This is a genomic window from Mycobacterium sp. 360MFTsu5.1 (assembly GCF_000383495.1).
GTDB lineage: Bacteria > Actinomycetota > Actinomycetes > Mycobacteriales > Mycobacteriaceae > Mycobacterium > Mycobacterium mucogenicum_B.
The window spans coordinates 152,761-176,157 of sequence record NZ_KB911463.1; the positions used below are offsets into that span (position 1 = coordinate 152,761).

Below are 23,397 nucleotides of genomic sequence, written 5' to 3' on the forward strand. Positions count from 1 at the left end.
AGTCGGAGGGGTAGGAAGGCGCCGCCAGTGAAACGACACACCGCTCGCACGCATGGCGTCCATCCGACAGACGGCGCGTCCAGACCACAAGGATTAAACGCAGCGTAAGCAAGAGTCAGGGTCACATTCCGGCCAACTACCTCGACATTCCCTGTCAGTGGCCCAGGCCACATATAACTGTCGCCTAGTCTTGAGCCTCGTGCCTGCCAGGACTGCCCGTCTCGTCGCGATCATCGCGGGCCTTGCCGGTCTGCTGCTCTGCGCGCTGACCCCACTGCTGCCCGTCAAGCAGACGACCGCGACCATCTTGTGGCCCCAGGCCCCCGGTGCCAGCGGAAACGTCTCTGACCTCACCGCCCCGCTCGTGTCGGGCGCGCCGCTGGCGCTGGATGTCTCCATCCCGTGCTCGGCCATCGCCACCCTGCCGGCGGCCGGTGGTCTGGTGTTCTCGACGATCCCGCCCGACGGCATCGACGCCAGCCGCAACGGCCTGTTCGTGCGGGCCAACGCCACCGATGTCGTCGTCGCTTTCCGTGACACCGTCGCCGCGGTCGCCAAGCGCGCCGACATCGGCAAGTGCAGCAATCTGCACCTCTGGGCGACCAACGGCGGTGTCGGCGCCGACTTCATCGGCCTGCCCGGAGCCGCAGGCACCGGCAGCGTGGAGAAGAAGCCTCAGGTGGCCGGCATCTTCACCGGCCTCAAGGTGCCCGCACAGCCCGGCTTGTCCGCGCGCGTCGACGTCGACACCCGGTTCATCGTGGTCCCGACGTTCGTGAAGTCGGCCGCCATGGCGCTCGGCGTGCTGCTGACGCTGGTCTCGATCGCCACGCTGGCACTGCTGGACCGCCTGGACGGCCGCCGCGTGCACGACGGCTGGCAGCGCTTCTGGAAGGTCAACCGCTGGCACTGGCTCGCGGACATCGCGGTGTTCGCCGGCCTCGCCGGCTGGCACCTGATCGGCGCCATCTCCTCCGACGACGGCTACAACCTGACCATCGCGCGGGTCTCCAGCCAGGCCGGTTACGTCGCCAACTACTACAGGTACTTCGGCACCTCCGAGGCGCCGTTCGACTGGTACCAGTCGGTGCTCGCGCATATGGCCGGCATCAGCACCGCCGGCGTGTGGATGCGGCTGCCCGCGCTGCTGGCCGGCATCGCGACCTGGACGCTGCTGTCCCGCTGGGTGCTGCCGCGGCTCGGCCCCGGCGCCCGCGGGGCGTCGTCCAACGCCATCGCGGTATGGACGTCTGCTGCAACATTCCTCGCGGCCTGGTACCCGTTCAACAACGGCCTGCGCCCCGAGCCGCTGATCGCCTTCGGCGTGATCGCGACCTGGGTGCTCATCGAATACGCCATCGCCACCCGGCGCCTGGCGCCCGCGGCCGTGGCGATCATCGTGGCGGCGTTCACCGCGACGACGGCGCCGCAGGGCCTCATCGCGCTGGCCCCGCTGCTCGTCGGCGCCCGCGCCCTGGTCCGCACGGTCCGCAGCCGCCGGGCCGGGACGGGCCTGCTGGCGCCCATCGCGACGCTGGCCGCGTCGGCGTCGCTGATCCTGACGGTGATCTTCCGGAACCAGACGCTCGCGACCGTGGCCGAATCGGCGCGCATCAAGTACACCGTCGGCCCGACCATCTCCTGGTATCAGGAATTCCTGCGCTACTACTTCCTCACCGTCGAGGACAGCGTCGACAGCTCCATGACCCGCCGGTTCTCGGTGCTGATCCTGCTGCTGTGCCTGTTCGCCACGCTGGCCCTGCTGCTGCGCAAGGGCCGCGTCCCCGGACTGGCCAGCGGGCCGGTGTGGCGCCTGCTCGGCAGCACCATGCTCGGCCTGCTGCTCCTGCACTTCACCCCGACCAAGTGGGCCGTGCAGTTCGGTGCGTTCGCGGGCCTCTCGGGCGCGTTCGGCGCGATCATCGCCTTCGCGTTCGCGACCGTCGGGCTGCACAGCCGACGGAACCTCGCGCTGTACGTGACGGCGCTGCTGTTCGTGCTGGCGTGGGCGACGTCCGGCATCAACGGCTGGTTCTACACCGGGAACTACGGCGTGCCGTGGTTCGACCGGCAACCCGTCCTGGCCGGCCACCCCGTCACCTCGATGTTTTTGGTTCTGGCGATCATCTCCGCGCTGCTCGCCGGCTGGCTGCACTTCCGCATCGACTATGCCGGGCACACCGAGGTCGCCGAGACCCGCCGCAACCGGGCGCTGGCGTCGACGCCGCTGCTGATCGTCGCGGTGATCATGGTCGTGCTCGAGGTCGGCTCGATGGCCAAGGGCTTCGTACAGCGCTACCCGCAGTACACGACCGCACGGGCCAACCTGGACGCGCTCGGGTTGTCCGACAAGAGCTGCGCCATGGCCAACGACGTGCTGGTCGAAGCCGACACCAATGCCGGCACGCTGCAGCCCGTGCCCGGCCAGACCTGGGGCAAGTACGGACCGCTGGGCGGCGAGAACCCGGTCGGCTTCACGCCGAACGGGATCAGTGACTCGCTCGCGCCGCCGCACCCGGTCGTCGCGAACCCCGGCACCGTCAACTCCGACGGGTCGCCCAACAAGCCCAACGTCGGCGTCGCCTTCGCGGCCGGCACCGGCGGCGGCTACGGCCCGACGGGCGTCAACGGCTCCAACGTGTTCCTGCCGTTCGGCCTGGACCCGGCCCGCACCCCGGTGATGGGCAGCTTCAAGGAGAACGGCGTCGCCGCCAAGGCCACCTCCGCCTGGTACCAGCTGCCGCCGCGCAGCGCGGACCGGCCGCTCGTCACCGTCGCCGCTGCCGGCGCCATCTGGTACTACGACGAAGAGCACGAGTTCCACTACGGCCAGTCGCTCAAGCTGCAGTGGGGCGTGCACCGGCCGGACGGCAGCTACCAGGCCCTCGCCGAGGTGCAGCCGATCGACACCTTCGCCCAATATGCCTGGCGCAACCTGCGATTCCCGCTCGCGTGGGCACCGCCGGAGGCCAACGTCGCCCGCATCGTCGCCGATGATCCGAACCTTTCGGAAGACCAGTGGTTCGGGTTCACGCCGCCGCGGGTGCCGACGCTGCAGACCGCGCAGCAGTTCCTGGGGTCGCAGACGCCGATCCTGATGGACATCGCCACCGCCGCGAACTTCCCCTGCCAGCGCCCGTTCTCCGAGCATCTCGGTGTGGCGGAGCTGCCGCAGTACCGCATCCTGCCCAACACCAAGCAGGTCGTGGTGTCGTCCAACATGTGGCAGTCCGCGCAGAAGGGTGGACCGTTCCTGTTCATCCAGGCGCTGCTGCGGACGTCGACCATCCCGACGTACCTGCGCAACGACTGGTACCGAGATTGGGGCTCGATCGAACGGTACGACCCGGTGGTGCCGCCGTCAGTGGCGCCGCCCGCAGCGATTGACCAAGGCACCATGACCGTCAACGGCTGGAGCCGCCGCGGCCCGATTAGGGCCCTGCCATGAAGCCCGATCAGGGTCTTCCTATGACCGGGACGGGAATGAACGCACAGCAAGTCAAGGTCACCCGGTGGGTGGCCATCGTCGCGGGCCTGGTCGGCTTCGTGCTGTCGGCGCTGACGCCGCTGCTGCCGGTGGTGCAGACGACCGCGCAGCTGAACTGGCCGCAGCAGGGCCAGTTCGGCAACGTGACGGCGCCGCTGATCTCGCAGACGCCGGTCACGATGAAGGCGACGATCCCGTGCGACGTACTCCGGACGCTGCCACCCTCGGGCGGGCTGGTGTTCGGCACCGTGCCCAAGGACGGCAAGCAGGCCGCGCTGAACGGCCTGCTGGTCAACGTGTCCAGCAGCCGCGTCGACATCACCGACCGCAACGTGGTGATCGCCAGCGTCCCACGGCTGAAAGCCATTGGTAATCCAGGTTGTTCGCGCATCGAGATCATCTCCGACAAGAACGGGACGTTCGCGACGTTCGTCGGGCTGACCGGTACCGACGGCAAGGAACTGCGCACCGGTTTCGCCGACCCGAACCTGCGGCCTACCGTCGTCGGCATCTTCACCGACCTGAAGGGCGCTGCTCCGCAGGGGCTTTCGGTGTCCGCGACCATCGACACCCGGTTCATCAACCGGCCGACCGTCATCAAGTACACCGCCATGTTCGGCGGCATCGCGGCGACCATCGTTGCGCTGCTGGCCCTTTGGCGGCTGGACCGGATGGATGGGCGCCGCATGCAGCGGCTGATCCCGTCGCGCTGGCGAAAGTTCACGACGGTCGACGGCGTCGTGGTCGGCGGGTTCCTGCTCTGGCATGTGTTGGGCGCCGGTTCATCTGACGACGGCTACATCCTGGGCATGGCGCGCGTCGCGCCGCACGCCCAGTACATGATCAACTACTTCCGTTGGTTCGGCAGCCCCGAGGATCCGTTCGGCTGGTATTACAACGTGCTGGCCCTGATGACGCACGTCAGCGACGCCAGCATCTGGATCCGCTTGCCGGACTTGATCTGTGCGCTGATCTGCTGGCTGCTGCTGTCGCGCGAGGTGCTGCCCCGTCTCGGACCCGCAGTGGCCGGCAGCAAGTCCGCCATGTGGGCCGCGGGCCTGGTCCTGATGGCCGCCTGGATGCCGTTCGACAACGGCCTGCGCCCCGAAGGCCAGATCGCCACCGGCGCCCTGATCACCTACGTCCTGATCGAACGCGCCATCGGCACCAGCCGGCTGACCCCGGCGGCGCTCGCCATCATCAGTGCGGCGTTCACCCTCGGGATCCAGCCGACCGGCCTGATCGCCGTGGCAGCGCTGCTCGCCGGTGGTCGCCCGATCCTGCGCATCCTGGTGAAGCGGCGCCGCGAGGTGGGCACCTGGCCGTTGGTCCTCCCGCTGCTGGCCGCCGGTTTCGTCGTCCTCACCGTGGTGTTCGTCAACCAGACCGCAGCAGGTGTGTTGGAGGCCACCAGGATTCGCACCGCGATCGGCCCGAGCCAGGCCTGGTACACCGAGAACCTCCGGTACTACTACCTGTTCCTGCCGACGGTAGACGGCTCGATGACCCGGCGCTTCGGCTTCCTGCTGACGGCGCTGAGCCTGTTCACGTCGATGTTCATGATCCTGCGGCGCAAGCGGGTTCCGGGCATCGCCCGCGGGCCGGTGTGGCGCCTGATGGGCATCATCTTCGCCACCATGTTCTGCCTGATGTTCACCCCGACCAAGTGGGTGCACCACTTCGGCCTGTTCGCGGCCGTGGGCGCCGCGATGGCCGCGGTGGCCACCGTGCTCGTGTCGCGGTCGGTACTGAAGTCGGCGCGCAACCGCATGGCCGTCACCTCGGCGGTGCTGTTCCTGCTCGCGTTGGTTTCGGCCACCACCAACGGCTGGTGGTACGTGTCCAGTTACGGCGTGCCGTTCAACAACGACATGGTCGCCGTCGGCGGAATCAAGCTCAGCACAATCTTTTTGACGCTGTTCGTCATCACCGCGGTGTGGGCGTTCTGGCTGCACTTCAACAGCGATCGCCCCGAAGGACGCCTCACCCGACTGGTCACAGCGGCCCCGATTCCCCTGGCCGCCGCGTTCATGGTCGTGGTGTGCGTGGCATCCATGGCGATCGGTGCGGTGCGCGAATACCCGACGTACTCGAACCTGGCGAGCAACCTGCGCGCGCTCAAGGGCGGCTGCGGACTGGCCGACAACGTGCTCGTCGAGCCCGATTCGAACGCCGGCTTCCTGACCCCGCAGGCGGGCGATTACGGGCCGCTGGGCGCGCTGGGCGGCGTCGAGCCGGTCGGCTTCACCCCCAACGGAGTCCCGGATCGCATTGTCGCCGAGGCGATTCGGCTCGACTTCCCGGTGTCGGGCACCGACGCGGACTGGGACGCCGCGGCGAAGCTCAAGACGCCGGGCATCAACGGGTCGACGGTGCCGTTACCCTACGGCCTCGACCCCGCGCGGGTGCCGGTCGCCGGGACGTACACCACCGGCCCGCACTCGCAGGCCAAGCTGACGTCGGCCTGGTACGGGCTGCCCGCCGCTGATGCCGCGCATCCGCTGGTCGTCGTCACGGCCGCCGGGACCATCACCGGCTACAGCTCGCTCAAGGGCCGCACCGAGGGCCAGACCGTCGAGCTGGAGTACGGCCGCACCGGCCCGGACGGTCGCCCCGTCGCGGGCGGACGCGTCGTGCCCTACGACATCGGCCCCACGCCGTCGTGGCGCAACCTGCGCTTCGACCGTCGCGAGATTCCGGCCGACGCCACCTACGTTCGCGTTGTGGCGGTGAACCTTTCGCTCAACGAGGGTGACTGGATCGCCGTCACCCCGCCGCGCGTACCGGAGGTCAAGACCATCCAGGAATTCGTCGGCAAGACGCAGCCGGTGCTGATGGACTGGGCCGTCGGCCTGGCGTTCCCGTGCCAGCAGCCGATGCTGGTGCGCAACGGTGTGACCGAGGTGCCGAAGTTCCGCATCACGCCGGACTACACCGCCAAGAAGCAGGACACCGACACCTGGCAGGACGGCATCAACGGCGGCCTGCTGGGCATCACCGACGTACTGCTGAAGGCCCACGTGATGTCGACGTACCTGTCCGACGACTGGGGCCGGGACTGGGGCTCGCTGCGCCAATTCACGACCGTCGTGGATGCGACGACGGCCGAGCTGGACCTGGGCACCGCCGTCCACAGCGGGCTGTGGTCGCCGGGGAAGATGCGGATCAAGCCCTAGCTCACTGCGCCGAATGGCCTGGGACACCAGGCCATTCGGCGTTCAGGGTCATTTCCCGCGCCACCAGTGGGTGTCAGGCTCACCGGCCTTGTCGACCGACTTGAGCGTGAACGCCGTCGGCGTCACCGACACTGGTTGCAGCACCCACTCCGACGGCGGCTCGATGGGCTTGTCTGACCTGCCCGCCACGAAGCCCACCGTCCACCGCATCCGCAACAAGCACGGACCACCGGGCACGCGCGGCTGGTAGCTCCAGGTTCCCCGCCGGCCCACCGCCCGTTCCTGCACTACGGCCGAGCCGTCGCTACCGAAGCCGACGACGCCGCTGCTGCCCGTCATCCAGCTGCCGATGAACTGCTCCACTGTCACCGGCGCATTGGCGCACGCTGGGCTGACATCGAGCTGTGCGGGCGGTTGCACGAACTCAGCGGTGACCGGCGTTCCCTTGATGGACCCGATGCCGCAGCCGACCAGGCCGACCGTCACGGCCGCGCAGATCACTGCGGGGCCTGCGCGTCTGTTCACCGTCTCCACGCTAGGGCAGGCGCCATGACGAAGGCGACGGCAAGCGCCCTTGACAGATTCCCAATAAAACACAATCATTAGCAATCAAATCCAAGTGGTGCGGATCACATACCAAGGGAGGTGTCGTGGCATTCACAGGACCCGCGTCCCGCGATGCCGCGGGCGCTCTCTATGCCGACCAGCGCAAACAGCAATTACTCGAGATGCTTCGCCGCGATGGTCGAATCGACGCCGCCCGGACGGCGGCTGACCTCGGCGTGACGGGCGAGACCATCCGCAAGGACCTCATCCTCCTGGAGCGCCAAGGCTTGTTGCGGCGGGTGCACGGTGGCGCAGTGCGCGTCGACTACCTCTCCTACGAGCCTGCCGTCGAGACCCGGACCGAGTTCCTCTCCGAAAAGGCCCGCATCGCCAAGGCCGCGCTGGCACATCTTCCGGAACGTGGGTCGGTTCTGATCGACGCCGGGTCCACCACCGCGCAGCTGGTCGAGCAGTTTCCCGGCGACCGCGAACTCACCGTGTACACGAACTCGTTGACGCAGGCACTGACCCTGCTCAACCGACCACTGCTGACGGTCTACACTCTGGGCGGCCGGGTCCGGTCGAAAACCTTTGCCGAAGTGGATGATTGGGCTGTCCGCGCGCTCGTCGAGATCAACGTCGACGTCGCCTTCCTGGGCGCCAACGGTGTCAGCATCGACCGCGGGCTCACCACCCCCGCCCCGTCCGAAGCCGCCGTGAAGCGGCGCATGCTCGCGTGCGCGCACCGTCGCATCCTGCTCGCCGACCACAGCAAGTTCGGGGCCATCAGCGGCGCCCAGTACGGCCGGCTGGATGACATCCATCTGCTGATCACCGACACCGGCGTCGACAACCGGCAACTCTCCGAGCTCGCCGCCGCCGGAGTGACCGTGGAGCAGGCGTGATATCTGCCGATAGCGCAACAACTTTCGCCCATCCATAAGTTCACCAGCCGTCGCCCGCTGCCCAGAAGGAGAATCCACATGGCCGATCCGAAAATCCTCGGTCTGGTCCTGGCCGGAGGCGAGGGCAAGCGACTGTCCCCACTGACACTCGACCGGGCCAAGCCCGCGGTGCCGTTCGCCGGGCTGTACCGATTGGTCGACTTCGCCTTGTCGAATCTGGTGAACGCCGGAGTGCTGCGGATCGCGGTCCTCACGCAGTACAAGAGCCACAGCCTCGATCGCCACATCACCACGACGTGGCGGATGAGCAGCCTGCTCGGCAACTACGTCACCCCGGTGCCCGCCCAGCAGCGACTGGGGCCGCAGTGGTACACCGGCTCAGCCAACGCCATCCACCAGTCGCTGAACCTCATTCACGACGAAAAGCCCGATCTGGTTGTGGTTTTCGGCGCCGATCACGTGTACCGCATGGACCCGCGGCAGATGATCAAGCAGCACATCGACGGTGGCGCCGGCGCCACCGTCGCCGGGATCCGGGTGCCGCGTGGCGAGGCGAGCGCCTTCGGCGTGATCAAGACCGCAGCCGACGGACGCCAGGTCGAGGCGTTCCTGGAGAAGCCGGCCGACCCGCCCGGCCTACCCGACGCTCCCGACGAATCGTTCGTCTCGATGGGCAACTATGTCTTCTCGACCGAGGTGCTCATCGATGCGCTACACGCTGACGCCGCCGACGAGTTCAGCAAGCACGACATGGGTGGCGACATCATGCCGCTGATGGTCGAACAGGGCCGCGCCCAGGTCTACGACTTTCAGAGCAACAAAGTCCCAGGCTCCCATGCCGAGAACAGTGGTTACTGGCGCGACGTCGGAACGCTGGACTCCTACTACGACTCCCACATGGACCTGTGCGCCGTGGTCCCGGCTTTCGACTTGTACAACAGCGCGTGGCCCATCCTCACGCACATTCCGCCCCACCCGCCGGCGAAGTTCGTCCACGACGACGGCGACCGGGTCGGCCGCGCCGTCAACAGCGTCATCTCCAACGGCGTGATCATCTCCGGCGCGCTGGTCCGCGAATCGGTCCTATCACCTGGTGTTCGCGTCGAGGAGCACGCCACGGTGGACCGCTCGGTGATCTTGGACAACACCGTGATCGGCGCACATGCCCTGGTACGCAACGCCATTGTCGACAAGAACGTCGTGATTCCGCCCGGCGCCCAGGTCGGCGTCGACAAAGAGCACGACCGGGCACGCGGCTTCGTCATCTCGGACGGCGGGGTGACGGTCGTCGGTAAAGGCCAACGGGTCACCGAGTGACCAACAACCGAGTAGGAAGCACGAGGTAGAACATGATCGGGAAGCGAACCGCGTTGCCACTGCCCGCACCGGCGATCCGGCCGGTGGCCGACGAATGGGAATGGCAGGAGTCTGCCCGTTGCCGTTCAATGGATTCCAGCATCTTCTTTCACCCCGACAACGAACGGGGCCGGGCGCGTAGACAGCGTGAACAACGCGCCAAAGAGATCTGTCGCCAATGCCCGGTGAAGGCCCCGTGCGCCGCCTTTGCGCTGCTGTCCGGCGAGCCGTACGGCATCTGGGGTGGGGTATCTGAATCCGAACGTCTTTCCGCACTGGGCATTTCAGATCCGCGCGCGGCCGGGAACCTGAGTACATCGAAGCGCCGGGAGGCCCGGCGGGCCGAACTGGCTGCTGCGAGCGGCGAATAGCAATTGCGCCACACCGCCGGGAAACACTGACGTCACTCGTGGTCGATGACGGCCCTGCGCACGCACTCCCGCAGCCATTGGTGGCGACGATCGAGTTCGAACGCAGGATGCCAGATCATCCGGTAGGGCATCGTCGCGATCTCGGCCGGCGCGGGCAACAAGCGTAGTTCTGAGCCGGCGATCCAAGCGTCGATGAATCGACCGGGAAGTGTTGCCACCAAATCGGTTCCATGAAGCATCGGAAGCGTCGCGGTGTGATACGGCACCGTGACCACCGCCCGGCGGGCCCTGCCCAGCTCCGCGAGGCGGTAGTCGATATCAGGCTGCTTCCCATCCGCCACATCCACGACCACATGACTGCATTCAAGATAATCCTCGAGGGTTACCGAGCCTCGCGTGGCCAGTGGATGCCCTTCTGAGACAACACACTTGAACTGCTCGGTGATGAGCTGCGTGGCGTTCAGGTCATCCGGCGTGTGACCCCCGTAGAGGCCCAGATCGACCGCGCCACGGCGGATCTGATCCTCGATCCCATCGGGGCGCCAACTGCGGAAACGTACCGCCGTGTCAGGCGACTGCGACCGGATCAGCCGAGCAATGGCGGGACCGTAAGTGTGGACAGCGTAGTCACTCCCGGCAACATTGACAGGCTGCGTCGATGCGCGAGGATCGAACTCCGCAGGCGACAGAAGGTTTTCGAGCAGCGGTATCAGCGTGGCGAGCTGACGATGAATGTCCTCGGCGCGGGCCGATAGTCGGAATCCTTCTGGATCACGAACCAGCAGCGGGTCATCGAGCAGTCTGCGCAGGCGCTGCAAGGCACGGCTCATGGCGGGTTGACTCAGCCCGACTCGGGACGCTGCGCGCGACACCTGTCGTTCCTCGAGCAGTGCGACCAACGGCGTCAGCAGATTCAGATCTGCGCGCTCGATATGCGTGGTAAGCATATGTGACATCCTAAATATGCATGTGACAAATGCTCAGCGCGCGAGCAGGCTTGAAACCATGAAGATCTCCGGCAACACCATTTTCATCCCGGGAGCTACGAGCGGCATCGGCCTCGCACTGGCAATCGCACTGCAGGACAAAGGAAATAAGGTCATCATCGGTGGCCGTCGCGATCAGTTGCTACAACAGATCACCGCCGAACATCCCGGGATCGACGCCGTCCGTATCGACACCGCGGACGCCGACAGCATCCAGGCCGCCGCAGCGCAGGTGCTGGCCGAGCATCCCGATCTGAACGTGGTGATCACCATGGCCGGGGTGATGAAGATCGAAGACTGGCACGCTCCGCAGGGCTTCCTGGCCGCGGCAGAATCCACCATCACCACCAACGTGCTGGGCACGATCCGGCTCATCGCCGCATTCATCGAACATCTGCAGACCCAACCCGCTGCCACCGTCATCACCGTGTCATCAGGCCTGGGATTCACCCCGCTCAAGGTGACTCCGAGCTACAACGCTTCCAAGGCTGCCGTCCACCTGCTGACCGAGACACTACGGCTGCAATTCGCCGGTTCATCTGTGGAATTCAAGGAACTCCAGCCGCCCGCGGTACGGACCGATCTGGTCCCCGGGCAGCGCGACAGCGAGTGGGCCATGCCGCTCGAGCAGTTCGTGAGTGAAGTCGTCGAGATCCTCGAGAACCAGCCGGCTGCCGATGAGATTCAGGTCGAGAACGTCAAGTTCTTACGCTATGCCGAGGTGCGCGGTGAGTACGACCATGCGGTGGCCGTTCTGAACTCGGCCGACCCGCACAGCAACTAGCCAGACGGCCGACTCAGGCCACGCCGACCGCTTCGGCCGGCTGGGCGGGTGCGACCACAGGCAGCGGGGTCCGGATGTAGCGTGTCCAGGTCAGGGCCAGGGCGGCGACATAGAAGGTGACAAAGACCCAGAACGCCGCAGTGGCAGAGCCGTTGGACAGGTAGGACTGCCGCAGCGCCAGGTTGATGCCCACACCTCCGAGCGCACCGATGGCACCGGCGAAGCCGATGAGGGCACCGGACATCCCGCGGGACCAGTTCTGCCGGTCGGTCTCGCTGCCCACCACTGAATGGCGGCGGGCCTCGAAGATCGACGGGATCATCTTGTACACCGAGCCGTTGCCGATCCCCGACAGGATGAACAGCGCGACGAAGCCGACGATGAAGCAGGTCAGGGTCGCTGCATCGACAGCACCGCCGGTGTGGTCGTGATAGGTCGACGCCAAGATCAGCAGCGCGCCAAAGAGAATCATGCCGGTGAAGGCCATCATGGTCACGCGGGCCCCGCCGATACGGTCGGCGAGCTTGCCACCGTAGACCCGGGCCAGCGAGCCCAGCAGTGGACCCACGAAGGCGATCTGCGCCGCGTGCAGTGCCGCCTGCGCGGCACTCTGACCACCGGCGACGAAGTTGATCTGCAGAATCTGACTGAAGGCGAACGAGAAGCCGATGAACGAGCCAAAGGTCCCGATGTACAGGAAGGCGACGCTCCAAGTGTCCGGCACGGTCAGGATGGAACGCATTGCCCCGGCGTCGATTCGATGCTGCGCGAGGTTGTTCATGAACAGCGCGGCGCCGACCGCCGCGACGGCCAGCAGAACCAGGTAGATCGCGCACACCCAGTAGGGCGCCCGATTACCCGCGACAGCGATCACCAGCAGGCCCACCACCTGGATGGCCGGCACGCCGAGATTACCTCCGCCGGCGTTGATTCCGAGCGCCCAACCCTTGAGCCGCTGCGGGTAGAACGCGTTGATGTTGGTCATCGACGACGCGAAGTTACCGCCACCGAGGCCGGCGAGTGCCGCACACAACAGGTAGGGCCACAACGGAAGCCCCGGACGCGCCAGCAGCCACATGCTGCCCAGCGTCGGAATGAAGAGCACGAGCGCAGAGAAGACGGTCCAGTTACGGCCACCGAAGGTTGCGGTCGCCATGGTGTACGGGATGCGCAGGCAGCCGCCGACGAGCGTCGCGGTGGCGGCCAGCAGGAACTTGTCCCCGGCGGTGAAGCCGTACACGGACTGCGGCATGAACAGCACCATGACCGACCACATGGTCCAGACCGACAGCCCGATGTGCTCCGCGATCACCGACCAGATCAGGTTCCGCCGGGCGATATTCTTGTTACCAGCCTCCCAGGCAACGATGTCTTCGGGGTCCCAGTCGGCGATGGTTCGTGATCGAAACATGTTGCAACCATAGAATTTTCATGTTTCCTCGAGGCTCCGAGCGATGACCCGGCAGTGACAATTCACTCACCCGCCTGCTGGTCATCGTGTGAGGCGTCCCGAACGCCGAACGACACAGCAGTAGGACCTAGACCCAACGGCTGCGCGGCGGCGGCGCCTGCGGCGTCACCCAGGCCTTTGCGTAGCGATTGTTGCTGGCGCGCTGCGGATCCCGGCTCCGGTAGACGACATATGGCCGCACGAGGTAGCCGACCGGGGCGCTGAACATATGCACCAGCCGGGTGTACGGCCAGATGCCGAACAACGTCAACACGATGAGCACGTGCACCTGGAAGGACAGCGGCGCCGTCGACATCAACTCGGGCATGGGGTGCGGGGTGAAAAGGCTACGCAGCCAAGGAGACACCGTCTCCCGGTAGTTGTAAGCCGACACCGCATTGCCCAGGGTGTTGATCATGCCGGTGACAAGGGCACCGACCAGCAGCAGATACATGAGCTTGTCGCTGCTGGTGGTGGCAGCGCGCACCGCGGGCACTGTGGTCCGGCGGTACAGCAGGATGGCGGCACCGGCGATCACCGCGAACCCGGCCGGTGCGCCCATGCCGATCGCGATCAAGTGGTAGGTGTGCTCGGAGATGCCGATCGCCGAGGTCCACGCTTCCGGGATCAGCAGGCCGACAACGTGTCCGCCGAGCACACCGAGGATGCCGAAGTGGAACAGCGGGCTGCCCAGCCGCAGCAAGCGGCTTTCGTAGATCTGCGATGACCTTGTGGTCCAGCCGAATTGGTCGGTCCGGTAGCGCCAGATGTGGCCCAGAACGAACGACGTGAAGGCGATGTACGGCAACGTCATCCACAAGAGGTTGGTCATCGTCTGCCTCCAGTCATGGCGGGATCCATCATCATCGGATCCATGCCGAACGGGTCTAGACCCACGTCTTCCTCGGGCGGCCCGTCGGCAGCGAGTTCTGTGATGCGCCGACGATCGGCGGTGTTGATGGGCGGCAGGGTCGCCAGGACCGCGGCCAGCAGGTCGACGTATGGAGAATTGCTGTCCTGCAACGAGAGCCGCAACAGTTCGAGAACCGGAACGTGCTCGGCCAGCAGGCGTTCGCCGCGCGCCTGGTCGACGGTGGCGGCGAATTCGAGCACCAGCGGCAGGTAGTCGGGCAGTTCTTCGTCGCCGATGGTGATGTCCGCCTGCCGGTAGGCATGCTTGAACCGCAACAGCGCCATACCGCGCTTACGGGTGTCTCCGTAGGCGTAGTACGTCAGATGCAAGCTGGCCCGCCGGCGCATGTCGAACGTCTCGACGTAGCGCGTGGCGCGATCGGTGGCGTTGGTTTCGCGGAAGTACCGGATGAAGTCGGTCACGTAAGTGCGGATCGGCTCCGGTAGTTCATCTGCGGCCGCAGCCAGTTCGTCAGTGAGGGCGCATGTTTCGGCGGTCGGGTAGTCGAGCAACAGTGCCGTGATGCGCCACACCAGCCGTTGCTGATGATCGGTCAGGTCCGGACCGGTCGCCGTCCGGCGCCCCAGGGACAAGAGCTTCATCGGGTCGGCACCAGCCCGTCGGGACTGCGACCGTCCCAGTTGAGCAGGTTGACCCGCGTCGGATCATCCTTCGGCACAGCGCTGTTGGTGTCGACGAGGTGAAACTTGTCGGCCATGGCGTCGAAGGCCGTCATTCCCGGGCCACCATCGCCGTCGAGGCTACAACCGGTCGCGATCGCGTCGAGTCGGTGCGCGTCGGAACCCGCACCGCTCGGAATGACGTATCGGTCTTGGTATTTGGCGATGGCCAGCAGCCGGTACATCGACTCGATCTCCTCGCCGGTCAGGCGCACTGACTCGGGGATGGTCTCGTCGAACTCCTCGCCGAGGTTGGCCGACCGCATGTAGGCGCGCATGGCGGCCAAGCGCTGCAAGGCCGCCCGGACGGGCCCGACCTCCCCCGCGGTGAAGAGCTCGGCGAGGTACTCGATCGGGATGCGCAGCGTGTCGATGGCCCCGAACAGGTTGTTCTTGTTCTCACCGTCGTGGCCGGTCTCCTTGAGGATGTCGACCACCGGGGACAGCGGCGGGACGTACCAGACCATCGGCATGGTGCGGTATTCCGGGTGCAGCGGCAGCGCCACCTGGTAATCGACGATCAGCCGGTACACCGGTGAATTCTGTGCAGCCTCAATCCATTCGGGCGAGATGCCGGCGCGCTCGGCTTCGGCGACCACCCGCGGGTCGTGCGGGTTGAGGAACACCCCGAGCTGCGACGGGTAGAGGTCCTGGTCATCGGTGACCGAGGCCGCCTCGAGCACCTTGTCGGCGTCGTACAGCATGACGCCGATGTAGCGCAGCCGGCCCACACACGTCTCCGAGCAGACGGTGGGGATGCCGACCTCGACGCGCGGGTAGCAGAAGGTGCACTTTTCGGCCTTGCCGGTCTTGTGGTTGAAGTAGATCTTCTTGTACGGGCAGCCGGTGACGCATTGCCGCCAGCCGCGGCACTTGTCCTGGTCGACCAGGACGATGCCGTCCTCGGCACGTTTGTAGATGGCGCCCGACGGGCAGGCGGCAGCACAGGCCGGGTTCAGGCAGTGCTCGCAGATCCGCGGCAGGTAGAACATGAACGTCTGCTCGAATTCGAGCTTGACCTTCTGGCTGACCTCTTCGACCTTGGCCAGCAACGGATCCCGGCCCACCTGTTCAGGTCCGCCGCCGAGGTCGTCATCCCAGTTGGCACCCCAGGTGACCTTGGTGTCCTGCCCGGTGATCAGCGACTTGGGCCGCGCCACGGGCGTGGTGTCCATCAGTGGCGACGACAGCAGGTTGTCATAGTCGTAGGTCCACGGGTCGTAATAGTCACTGACCGTGGGCAGGTCCGGGTTGGCGAAGATGTTCAGCAGCCGCTTGAACCGGGAGCCCGATTTCAGCGTGAGCTTGCCGCGCTTGTTGAGCGTCCAGCCGCCCTTCCAGCGTTCCTGGTCCTGGTACTGCCGCGGATAGCCTTGTCCGGGGCGGGTTTCCACGTTGTTGAACCAGACATACTCGACACCACTGCGGTTGGTCCACGCCTGCTTGCAGGTGACGCTGCAGGTGTGACAGCCGATGCACTTGTCGAGGTTCATCACCATCGCAAGTTGCGCCATGACTCTCATAGGTCAGTACTCCACTTCTTGCGAACGGCGACGGATCGTCGTCACCTCGTCGCGCTGATTTCCGGTGGGACCGTGGTAGTTCAGCGCAAAGGACTGCTGGGCATAACCGCCGATCAAGTGCGTGGGCTTGATCATGATGCGGGTCAGGGCGTTGTGGATACCGCCGCGCTTACCGGTCTTCTCGGTACGCGGCACGTCGACCGCCTTGTCCTGGGCGTGGTACATGAAGACCAGGCCCTCGGGCATCCGGTGACTGACGATCGCGCGGGCGTTCACCACGCCGTTGCGGTTGGTGCACTCGATCCAGTCGTTGTCCTTCACCCCGATCTTGGCGGCATCGACATCCGACATCCAGATCGCCTGTCCGCCACGGGAAAGCGTCAGCATGTGCAGGTTGTCCTGGTACGCCGAGTGGATGGACCACTTGGAGTGCGGAGTCAGGTAACGGACGGTGATGCCACCAGTGGTGTCACCTACCGCCGGTTCGTCGAACAGCGCCGTCATGTCCAGCGGCGGACGGAACGTCGGCAGCTGCTCCCCCATCTCGTCCATCCAGTCGTGGTCTAGATAGAAGTGCTGGCGCCCGGTGAGGGTGTGCCACGGCTTGAGCCGCTCGGTGTTGATGGTGAACGGTGAATAGCGCCGGCCACCGGTCTCGGACCCCGACCACTCGGGTGAGGTGTTCACCGGCATCGGCCGGGACTGCGTGTCCGCGAAGGTGATTCGTTTGCCCTCGTTCTCGGCAGCCAGGTCGACGAGCTCCGTCCCGGTTCGGCGCTGCAGGGCCTCGAAACCCTCGACCGCCAGGCGGCCGTTGGTGGTGCCGGACAGTGCCAGGATCGCTTCGGCCGCGTGGGTGTCCTTGGCCAGTGACGGCCGTCCCGCCGCGACTCCGCGATCGGACACACCGTTGACGCCGGCCAGGTACTCGACCTCGGCGTCGGGGTGCGTGGTGACGCCCTTGACCGTCAGGCCGAGGGTCTCGACGAGGGGGCCGAGGGCGGCCATCTTGTCGGCCAGCGCCGGGTAGTCGCGTTCCACCGTCACCAGGCGCGGCATCGTCTTGCCTGGGATCGGTTCGCATTCACCGGCTTTCCAGTCCAGGACTTTTCCGCCGGGCTGGGCGGTGGCGTCGGAGCTGTCGTGTGCGAGCGGCATCGCGACGATGTCCTTGCGCTTACCCAAATGCTTCTCGGCGAGCCACGAAAAGCCACGGGCGATGCGGTGGAAGGCATCGAAGTCGGTCTTGGTTTCCCACGGCGGCGAGATGGCCGGCGAGAACGCATGGACGAACGGATGCATGTCGGTGCTCGACAGGTCGTGCTTCTCGTACCACGTCGCGGCCGGGAGCACGATGTCCGAGTACAACGTCGTGCTGGTGTTGCGGAAGTCCAAGGACAGCAACAGATCCAGCTTGCCGGCCGGGGCCTCGTCGCGCCAACGCACGTCCTGCGGGTGTACCCCGTCCTCGTCGCTGGCCGCCACGTTGTTGTCCGCGCCCAGCAGGTGCTTGAGGAAGTACTCGTTGCCTTTCGCCGACGAGCCCAACAGGTTCGACCGCCACACCGTCAGACAGCGCGGGAAGTTCTCCGGAGCGTCCGGGTCCTCGCAGGCGAACTGCAGGTGCCCGGACTTCAGGCCGTCGAGCACGTGCTGCGCCGCGTCCTTGCCCTGCCGCTCGGCCTCGTCGGCCAGGTCCAGCGGATTGCGGTTGAACGTGGGGTAACTCGGCATCCACCCCAGCCGGCTCGCGAGAGCGATGTTGTCGGCCGCCGTCCGGCAGGCCAGCGTGCCGGTGGCGAGCGGCGAGGTCATCGGCTCGGTGGTGAACCGGTCGTAGCGCCACTGGTCGGTGGCCAGGTACCAGAACACGGTGCCCTGCATCTGGCGCGGGGCGCGCTGCCAGTCCAGTCCGAATGCCAGTGTGCCCCAGCCCGTTACCGGACGGCACTTCTCCTGGCCTACGTAGTGCGCCCAGCCACCGCCGTTGACGCCCTGGCAGCCGGTGAGCATCACGAGAGACAGGAACGAACGGTAGATCTGATCCGAATGGAACCAGTGGTTGGTGCCGGCACCCATGAGGATCATCGAGCGCCCCTTGGAACGCTCTGCGTTGTCGGCGAACTCGCGCGCGATACGTTCGGCCGCCTGGGCCGGCACACCCGTGATGGCCTGCTGCCACGCCGGGGTGTACGGCTCGGTGGCGTCGTCGTAGCCGGTGGGCCAGGTGCCCGGCAGGCCATCACGGGCGATGCCGTACTGCGCCAACATGAGGTCGAACACCGTGGTGACGCGCTGTCCGGCAACGATTCTGGTCGGCACACCGCGTTCCAGGACACCGGGCTGATCAGTATCGAACCGAGGGAGTGCAACGGTAGCGACATCATTGGCGCCACCGTGCAGCGTGAGGAGGGGGTCGACCCCCTGCAGGTCCAGGTTCCATTTCCCTTCACCGGATGCGGTGAAGCGATGGCCCAGGGACCCGTTGGGCACCACCGGGGTGCCGCCGGCGTCGAGCAGTACCGGCTTGGAGACCGCGGCTTCGGTGTCGGCGTACTCGCCACCGAGATCCGCTGCGGTGAGGAACTTTCCGGGCACCAACCGGCCATCGCGCTCGGTCAGCGCCACCAGGAACGGCAGATCGGTGTACTTCTTGACGTAGTCGGTGAAGTACGGGGTGTTCTTCTCGACGAAGAACTCCTTGAGAATGACGTGGCCCATCGACATGGCGAGGGCGGCGTCGGTACCCGGGTGGGCCGGCAGCCATTCGTCGGCGAACTTGGTGTTGTCGGCGTAATCCGGTGACACCACAACAACTTTCTGACCGCGATAACGGGCCTCGGTCATGTAGTGCGCGTCGGGGGTACGGGTGACGGGGACGTTGGAGCCCCACATGATGAGGTAGCCGGCGTCGAACCAGTCGGCGGATTCGGGGACGTCGGTCTGGTCGCCGAACACCTGTGGCGATGCCACCGGCAGGTCGGCGTACCAGTCGTAGAACGACAGCATCGATCCGCCCATGAGCGAAATGAACCGTGCCCCAACGGCATGGCTCACCATCGACATGGCGGGGATCGGCGAGAAGCCCGCGACACGGTCGGGCCCGTAGGTCTTGACGGTGTAGACGTGGGCGGCCGCAGCAATCTCGGCGGCCTCCCACCATTCGGCGCGGACGAAGCCACCGCGGCCGCGCGCCGACTTGTAGGCCCTGGCCTTCTCGGGGTCCTCGACGACGTCGGCCCAGGCCAGCACCGGGTCCTGTAGCCGCTCCTTGGCTTCGCGGTAGTAGTCGAGCAGCAGACCGCGGACGTACGGATACCGCACGCGCGCAGGCGAATACGTGTACCAGGAGAACGAGGCACCGCGAGGACAACCGCGCGGCTCGTATTCGGGCTTGTCGGCGCCGATCGACGGATAGTCGGTTTGTTGCGACTCCCAGGTGATCACGCCGTCCTTGACGTAGATCTTCCACGAGCACGAACCGGTGCAGTTGACGCCGTGCGTGGAGCGCACGACCTTGTCGTGTGCCCAGCGGTCGCGATAGAAGTCGTCGGCCGAGCGTCCGCCGACCTTGTGGATCGTGCGCTGATCACCGGAGATTTCCCCGCGGTGAAAGTACTTGGACAACCGCAGCAACGCGTCGCCGGCCATCGCCGGGCTTCCTGCCAACTCGGCCACAAAGCCCTCCTTTCGAGCCGTCGGAACATGAGGCTAGAACCGGTCAGACGGCTGTCAAAAGAACGCACAGGACCACTCCGGGCCTGTGCGACCGCGTTAACAGGGCTGTCATGTCATGAAACAAGCGCGATTTCGGCATCGCGGTTCCTACCTGCGACGATTTGTTGATCGAGGCGAACGCGGAGCAGCGGCTGTGCGTCGCCCGTCACATTGCCGCAGCCGCGCGACCCGATTTCTTATCAGCGCGGTAACACACCGCAGGCCGTGCTCGGCTCGGCTGATTCTCTCCAAGGCAGACCACCAGCACCGTCACCGAGGTCCGGATACATAGCCAAAAATTCCTTGCAATTCGAACAGGTGTTCGATACTATTGGGCATGGGAATCGCAACGGATCTCACCACCAGCCTCGACGCCCTCCGCGGCGTGCAGGTCCCCGACCACATGCCCCCGGACAGCGCGGTGGAGGCGATGACGTGCGTGGTGAAGCTGCGCAATGTGATCGATCATTTGGCGGCGATGCTGACCGGAGTGCTCGACCGCTGCGGGGCCGCGGCCGCGCAGGGCCGGACGCCGCGGGAGTTGTTGATGGCGTTGGGGTATGCGCCGTCGGTGGCGCAGCGGCAGGTGCGTGTGGCGGGCGCGTTACCGGCGCTGCCCACCCTGGCGGCGCATGCTGCTGATGGTGTGATCTCGGGGGAGCATGTCGATGCGATCGTCAAAGGCATCAACCACATTCAGGCCCGCGCACCCGGCCCGGTGGATGAAGCCGCCCGGTTCGCGCAGGTGACCGATCTGTTGGGGCAGTTCTTCTCCGGAGCCACCCCCACCGACATCGGCAACCGAGCGCGGCGGCTCGGCAACCGGGTCGCCGCGGCCGAAGGTGGGCTGCCGGCCGCGGAGGATCGGTCGATCAACACCGCCGACCACCGCGTCACCAGCGACGGGCGGGTGCAGATCCGCGCGGACCTGGATGCCGAAGTCGGCGCGAAATACATCGCGGCGATGGAACAAGGGTCGGCGCCGCGGCCCGAACCCGACGGCAGCCCCGACACCCGCACCGCCTCGCGGCGGCGGGCTGATGCGTTGGAGGCGGTGTTGGATATCGCGGCCCGCGGCGGGGACGTCGCCTCCGCGCCGCGCACCCAGCTGCTGCTGACCGTGCCCGCCGACACCCCCGATTTGGCCACGCTGGAATTCATCGGGTCGATCAGCACCCTGACCCTGGACCGATTGACCTGCGACACCACCGTCACCACCATGATCATCGACGGCGAACAGGTACCCCTCGACATGGGCCGCGAGAAGCGGCTGTTCCCACAGCAGCTACGCAAAGCCCTGTATCACCGGGATCAGTGCTGCATCAAATGCGGCGCCCCACCGGGACGCACCCATGCCCATCACATCGTGCACTGGACCCACGGCGGCGAAACCAGCCTGAGCAACGGGTGCCTGCTGTGCCCGGCCTGCCACGCCAACATCCACCACGACGGCTGGGACGTCGTCATGGGCCTCGACAAACACCCCTGGCTCATCCCACCCGCCACCGTCGACCCACACCGAAAACCCATCCCCGCGCACAACCGCCGCACCATGCGACTCGACGCGGCCGCCTAGCTGCCGCACGCACTACTGAAACCTGCTGTGCACCTTGATAACTCAACAGTGTAGCCGACCCTGATGTTCGCGCGGCGGGTCGAATTTGCGTCCGCCGCGCGAACATCAGATCCCGCGATTCAGCAGCACCCTAGGGCGTTCCGATGAAATCAACGCCCGCGGTGATCGCCGGGCGGTGGCGCAGAATCCGGTAGTGCGCCAGCCGGCCCAGACCCTTCGTGGTCTCGAGCCGTGCGTCGGGCCAGACCTCGGCGATCTCGGTGCTGGACGAGTACGGGCTGTCCGGGTCGTCGGGGTCGTGGATGAGCAGCAGCGGCCGGTCGCCCGCGTGCGTGGCCGACGCGGTGATGTCCGTGTCCAGCAGCGGCATCCCGATCCGGCGGTCCAGGCGCCGGTGCAGGCGGTCGCGGATCCGCCGCCCGAAGTTGTGACGCTCGGCGAAAGCGTCCAGGTACCACCTGAAATCGCCCATCGGCGCGAGGAACACCAGTCGCTTGACGTCGGCGCCCCGCGCCGCTGCCAGCGCGGCCGCCTTCGCCCCCAGGGAATGCCCGATGACCGCGTGCGCCGGACCGTGCTTCGCGATGACGGCCCGCACCGCTTCCGCGCATTCGACGATGGTGGTGCGGCCCGGTGCCAGTGCACCCGGCTCCGAGTCATGGTGGCTGGGGAGATCGAAGGCGATGACCCGATATCCCTCTGCGACAAGAGGTTTGACGAACACCGCCATGTGCGCCCGGCACCCGCCCCACCCGTGCACCAGGTACACCAGCGGACCGGAGCCCCACGACTGCCCGGCGATCCGGTGGCCATCCCACGACGCTTCCAGCGGCGTGCTGTCCGGCAGTCCGGGCGGCATCTTGGTGCTCAGGTCGACATCAGGGACTGTGCACCACAATTCGGTGGCCCAGCGGGCGCCGATCGCCGGCGCAAAACGCTCGAGCCACCAGAAGGCCCGGCGCGTTCCGTCCGGTACCGGCGGCAACACCCCGGCATCGTTGTCGGTGACCGTTTCCCCGTTACGGGGCCGACCGGGACCCGATTCCGTCAATGCCATGCGTACACCACCTTGGTACGAAAAACTATGTCCTGCAGCGACCGTCGTCGACGATCCACCACTACCCACAACAAGCCCACCGGAAACAGCACACAGGCAACGGCCCGCAGGCAGGAACGTACCGGCGCGACCCGTTCCCCCCGCAGGCCGGTGACCCGCAATCCCATCACCACTGCGCCCACCGTACTACCCGACACCGCCCAGCACGCGGTCAGATACAGCACCGAGACGACGCACGTCGCCGCCGTCGAGTAGACGAAAGACAACGTCGGGACGTGGAACATGACGGGGCGAAACATGAACTCGCACAACCGCAATCCACCGTAGATCAGGCCAAGCAGCGCACCGACCACCATCAGGTCGATGACGGCAGCCACGCCCCGGCTGACGATCCCGGCAGTGCGGTCGCTCATGTGCGGTCCCGGCCCAGCAGCCGGTCGACGAACCCGGAGATCGCGTCGTCCGCCCGCTCCCCCTGGCTGCGCACGTCCGACATGACCTCGTTGGTCATCGTGTCGGTGGATTCCCGGATGACGGACTGCAGGTCGATGCCGTCGATGACCTCGTTGGCCAGCCCGATCAGATCGACACGGCGGCGCACCAACTCGTTGAGGTCGAGTTCATCGAGGACCAGCTCGACAACCTGGGCTGCGACGTCCGCGATCAGCACCTTGATCGGCACCAGCGCCCGCTCACCGCGCGCCATCATGTCGGAACGGCTGCGGCGCAACAGATCCCCGAGGACCGGCAGCCGCTCCGCGCCGCGGTACACCGCCACCGCGCTGCCGACCGCCGTCGCCGCGACGCCGGCCGCGAGCAGCACGGCAGGATTCGGCGGCGGCCCGGGCTCAGTCATGCGTCACCACCCAC

The 23,397-nt window shown here is 66.4% G+C and carries 17 protein-coding genes; 7 read left to right on the forward strand and 10 right to left on the reverse strand.

The window, feature by feature from the left end:
• Positions 1–199: 199 nt before the first annotated feature.
• Positions 200–3,448, forward strand: a complete 3,249-nt coding sequence (locus H289_RS0104320) for an arabinosyltransferase domain-containing protein (protein WP_020099522.1) — start codon at positions 200–202, stop codon at positions 3,446–3,448.
• A gap of 20 nt (positions 3,449–3,468) precedes the next feature.
• A complete protein-coding gene (locus H289_RS0104325; RefSeq protein WP_029104779.1) occupies positions 3,469–6,663 on the forward strand; it encodes an arabinosyltransferase domain-containing protein in 3,195 nt (1,064 codons plus the stop codon).
• 48 nt (positions 6,664–6,711) lie between these two features.
• Here the strand turns inward: H289_RS0104325 and H289_RS0104330 are convergent, their stop codons facing one another.
• Positions 6,712–7,188: a hypothetical protein gene (locus H289_RS0104330; RefSeq protein WP_155944027.1), complete on the reverse strand. Its 477-nt coding sequence runs from the start codon at positions 7,186–7,188 to the stop codon at positions 6,712–6,714.
• A gap of 125 nt (positions 7,189–7,313) precedes the next feature.
• On the opposite strand from H289_RS0104330, the gene H289_RS0104335 reads away from it, so the two are divergent.
• The 3 genes from H289_RS0104335 to H289_RS32220 all read left to right on the forward strand — a co-directional run bounded on the left by H289_RS0104335 (position 7,314) and on the right by H289_RS32220 (position 9,841).
• Positions 7,314–8,114 (forward strand): DeoR/GlpR family DNA-binding transcription regulator, encoded by an 801-nt coding sequence (locus H289_RS0104335; RefSeq protein WP_029104780.1) that lies wholly within the window; start codon positions 7,314–7,316, stop codon positions 8,112–8,114.
• 78 nt (positions 8,115–8,192) lie between these two features.
• Positions 8,193–9,431 (forward strand): glucose-1-phosphate adenylyltransferase, encoded by a 1,239-nt coding sequence (glgC, locus tag H289_RS0104340; RefSeq protein ID WP_020099526.1) that lies wholly within the window; start codon positions 8,193–8,195, stop codon positions 9,429–9,431.
• A gap of 53 nt (positions 9,432–9,484) precedes the next feature.
• Positions 9,485–9,841, forward strand: coding sequence for a WhiB family transcriptional regulator (locus H289_RS32220; protein ID WP_404822241.1), 357 nt, complete (start codon positions 9,485–9,487; stop codon positions 9,839–9,841).
• Between the two features lie 32 nt (positions 9,842–9,873).
• Here H289_RS32220 and H289_RS0104350 read toward each other — a convergent pair whose 3' ends face one another.
• A complete protein-coding gene (locus tag H289_RS0104350) occupies positions 9,874–10,788 on the reverse strand; it encodes a LysR substrate-binding domain-containing protein (protein ID WP_020099528.1) in 915 nt (304 codons plus the stop codon).
• 58 nt (positions 10,789–10,846) lie between these two features.
• Here H289_RS0104350 and H289_RS0104355 point away from each other — a divergent pair, with 58 nt between their 5' ends.
• Positions 10,847–11,611: an SDR family oxidoreductase gene (locus tag H289_RS0104355; RefSeq protein WP_020099529.1), complete on the forward strand. Its 765-nt coding sequence runs from the start codon at positions 10,847–10,849 to the stop codon at positions 11,609–11,611.
• Between the two features lie 13 nt (positions 11,612–11,624).
• Here the strand turns inward: H289_RS0104355 and H289_RS0104360 are convergent, their stop codons facing one another.
• From H289_RS0104360 to H289_RS0104380, 5 genes are all read right to left on the reverse strand, one after another.
• The gene (locus H289_RS0104360) at positions 11,625–13,022 is read right to left on the reverse strand and encodes a nitrate/nitrite transporter (protein ID WP_020099530.1); all 1,398 of its coding nucleotides are present in this window, start codon (positions 13,020–13,022) and stop codon (positions 11,625–11,627) included.
• Positions 13,023–13,149: 127 nt separating this feature from the next.
• Positions 13,150–13,893 carry a respiratory nitrate reductase subunit gamma gene (gene narI / locus H289_RS0104365; RefSeq protein ID WP_020099531.1) on the reverse strand — a complete coding sequence of 248 codons (744 nt, stop codon included), beginning with the start codon at positions 13,891–13,893 and terminating at the stop codon, positions 13,150–13,152.
• The gene (narJ, locus tag H289_RS0104370) at positions 13,890–14,576 is read right to left on the reverse strand and encodes a nitrate reductase molybdenum cofactor assembly chaperone (RefSeq protein WP_020099532.1); all 687 of its coding nucleotides are present in this window, start codon (positions 14,574–14,576) and stop codon (positions 13,890–13,892) included. Before narJ ends, narI begins: the two co-directional genes overlap by 4 nt.
• Positions 14,573–16,168, reverse strand: coding sequence for a nitrate reductase subunit beta (gene narH / locus H289_RS0104375; RefSeq protein ID WP_020099533.1), 1,596 nt, complete (start codon positions 16,166–16,168; stop codon positions 14,573–14,575). Before narH ends, narJ begins: the two co-directional genes overlap by 4 nt.
• 12 nt (positions 16,169–16,180) lie before the next feature.
• Positions 16,181–19,828 (reverse strand): nitrate reductase subunit alpha, encoded by a 3,648-nt coding sequence (locus H289_RS0104380; protein ID WP_020099534.1) that lies wholly within the window; start codon positions 19,826–19,828, stop codon positions 16,181–16,183.
• Positions 19,829–20,231: 403 nt separating this feature from the next.
• Between H289_RS0104380 and H289_RS0104385 the strand changes: the two genes are divergently transcribed.
• Positions 20,232–21,470: an HNH endonuclease gene (locus tag H289_RS0104385; protein ID WP_020099535.1), complete on the forward strand. Its 1,239-nt coding sequence runs from the start codon at positions 20,232–20,234 to the stop codon at positions 21,468–21,470.
• A gap of 130 nt (positions 21,471–21,600) precedes the next feature.
• On the opposite strand, the gene H289_RS0104390 is transcribed toward H289_RS0104385, so the two are convergent.
• From H289_RS0104390 to H289_RS0104400, 3 genes are read right to left on the reverse strand one after another with little or no spacing between them, the layout of a single operon-like run.
• Positions 21,601–22,527: an alpha/beta fold hydrolase gene (locus H289_RS0104390; RefSeq protein WP_020099536.1), complete on the reverse strand. Its 927-nt coding sequence runs from the start codon at positions 22,525–22,527 to the stop codon at positions 21,601–21,603.
• Positions 22,518–22,940 carry an RDD family protein gene (locus H289_RS0104395; RefSeq protein WP_020099537.1) on the reverse strand — a complete coding sequence of 141 codons (423 nt, stop codon included), beginning with the start codon at positions 22,938–22,940 and terminating at the stop codon, positions 22,518–22,520. The genes H289_RS0104390 and H289_RS0104395 overlap by 10 nt, the downstream gene beginning before the upstream one ends.
• Complete coding sequence (locus H289_RS0104400) at positions 22,937–23,383, reverse strand: hypothetical protein (RefSeq protein WP_020099538.1); 447 nt, start codon at positions 23,381–23,383, stop codon at positions 22,937–22,939. The genes H289_RS0104395 and H289_RS0104400 overlap by 4 nt, the downstream gene beginning before the upstream one ends.
• Positions 23,384–23,397 lie beyond the last annotated feature (14 nt).